This is a genomic window from Streptomyces mesophilus (genome assembly GCF_040300965.1).
GTDB classification, from domain to species: domain Bacteria; phylum Actinomycetota; class Actinomycetes; order Streptomycetales; family Streptomycetaceae; genus Streptomyces; species Streptomyces mesophilus_A.
The window spans coordinates 1-2,246 of record NZ_JBEPEW010000304.1 but is presented as its reverse complement, the minus strand read 5'-3'; the positions used below and the strand labels follow the sequence as shown (position 1 = coordinate 2,246).

2 protein-coding genes and 1 pseudogene are annotated in these 2,246 nt (G+C 73.6%); 2 read left to right on the top strand and 1 reads right to left on the bottom strand.

The window, feature by feature from the left end:
- Positions 1–991 (bottom strand): hypothetical protein (locus tag ABT367_RS41270; protein ID WP_352259101.1); only part of this gene is annotated, 991 nt, incomplete at its 3' end.
- Positions 992–1,314: 323 nt separating this feature from the next.
- Between ABT367_RS41270 and ABT367_RS41265 the strand changes: the two genes are divergently transcribed.
- Positions 1,315–1,749: a hypothetical protein gene (locus ABT367_RS41265; protein WP_434975657.1), complete on the top strand. Its 435-nt coding sequence runs from the start codon at positions 1,315–1,317 to the stop codon at positions 1,747–1,749.
- 91 nt (positions 1,750–1,840) lie between these two features.
- Positions 1,841–2,246 (top strand): annotated as a pseudogene (locus ABT367_RS41260) (hypothetical protein); the annotation flags it as partial.

Genomic DNA, 2,246 nt, shown 5'->3' with positions numbered 1-2,246 from the left:
CCTCGCGCATCGCGAGCAGCGAGAGCAGCCGGTCCGAGCCGAGCGGCCCGGCCGCCCGCTGCGCGGCCTGCGCCGCCCGTACCGCCTCACGGGGACGGCCGGCATCGCGGGCCAGGAACGACATATTGCAGAACGCATGCGCCTCGAGCGCCGGATCGGCGAGCAGCCGCGCGGTGGCAAGCGCCTCCCCGTAATGCGAGCGCGCGTCCTCGTACCGGCCCGAGTCATGGGCCAACCAGCCGACGGAGATGGCCAGTTCACCGGCGCTCGCCTGCAGCCGGTCGGTGACGGACTGGCGCGCCGTGCCCTCGTCGAGCAGGGCGTAGGCGCTGCGCAGCGGTGCGGCCGCCCGCTGATAGAGGCCGTCGGCGCCGTGCCGGTCGTCGAGCAGCCGGATCCTGCGTACGGCCTCCTCCACCGCATCGGCCTCCGGGCCGCCCACGCGCCGCCGGGGCCGCTCGCCGCCGGGGGTGCGGGCGAGGCTCAGCGAGGCGGTGGCCACCGCGGCCGTGGTGCCGGTCATGAACACGCGACGCAGCACGTCGCTCTCCTCGGGGTGCTTCAAGTACGGGGTGGTGCCTGGCAGTTCGGACGGTGCCCTTGGCGCTTCGGACGGCGTTCTCGGTACGGGGAGCTCTGCCGGCACCCGCGGTAGCTCGGCGTGCGGGGCGGGCGCCCGGGCCGCCGTGCGCGCCCCTCGGCCGCGGACCGTCTCACGGGGTGCGAACCCCAGGTCGGTCAGCGCGCGGCCGGGGAACATATGCAGGAAGACGCGCTCGTACGCGTAGTTGGGGCAGCGGATCTCGCCCGCCTCCACCCGTCCGATATAGCGCGCGTCGCACGAGACCCGTTCGCCGATCTCGCGGGCGGCCCTGCGTACGGCAGCGGCGAACTCACCCGGCGACAGGCTGCCGCGCAGCATCCGGAAAGCGAGATTCGGCCGGGGTGTCCCGGCCGGTGAAGTCGGTGAAGTCCTCGAGGCCGACGCCATGGACCAGCCCTCTCGTCACGGCTCACGGTGTTCCGGCGTCACGCTCGGGTGGCTCCGGCGGGGCAACGAACGTACCGGGAGTGACGGGTGCGGCACGCAGAGTTTTGCTACAAACCGGAAATCCCAGCCACGATCCGCCATGAACTGCCATCCAATGCGGCGATTCGACGCCGTAGCCGTTGACTTGGCCGCGCGTTGAACCATGCGGTGAGCACTCCCCAGCACCAGCACCCCGTGAGCGCTCCCAGACCACGAGCATCCGGTGAGCACTCCCAGACCATGAGCGTCCTGAGCCAGGAGGGGTCCCCTTGTTGGAAGCGACCGTGCCCGCCCCGAAACCCGTCCCGCCGCCGGCCTCCCCGGCCTCGACCGCACAGCACCGGCCCACGCTGGACCACAGTGCGCCTCCCGGTGAGTGCGATCTGGTGACCGTGCCGACGCGGCAGGGGCTCGAAGCCGTGGACATCCTGCGTCGCGGCGCCCCCGCGGTCGGCCCCGTCCTGCACGACGACAGCCACGACACCCTCGGCTTCGTGGTGCCGGCCGGCACGGCCGACGGCTGGGACCTTCCGGGCTCCGCCTGTACGCAGACCGCAGGCCGCGGGCTGCCCCTCGCGTCACCGTCCGCACCGGACACGGGAGCGGGCTGGCTGCTGCCGCCGACCGACGGGGATCCGGTGACGGATCCGGCGGCTCTGCGCGAGGCGCTCGGCGAGGCGGCCCGGATGATCGCGGCCGCGGACGGATGCCGCGAATAGCCGGACGGGTGGCGCGAAAGGCATACGGACCCCTTGCAAAAACGGTCCGTCACCACCCCGCGAAAGCCGACCGCCCCCGGGCAACGCACCCATGGTGTCAGTGGGAAATGCGAGACTCTCGCAGGTGAGCGAAATCCCGACCACCACCGAGCCGCTGCGCGCCCGGCTGGCCGCGCTGCGCGGCCCCGCCGCCCCGCCCAAGCCCCTGGACGCCCGGGCGCTTGCCGCCCTCGCGGCCAACCCCGGCTGCCGCAGGCGCGCGTTGCTCGACGGCGCCGGGGTGGACAAGTCCGCACTGGCCGAGGCGCTCGGTTCGCCGTCCGGGTTCGGACAGTCGCAGTTCGCGTTCATCCGCGGCAATGCCTTCGAGGCCAAGGTCAAGGCGGACGGCGGCGCCGAACTGCTGCGCCTCGCCCACCAGCGCCTCGGCGGCGGCCCCGAGCCCACCGCGGACACCACCCATGTGCCCGACCTCACCGCCGTCGGCCCCGAGGGCC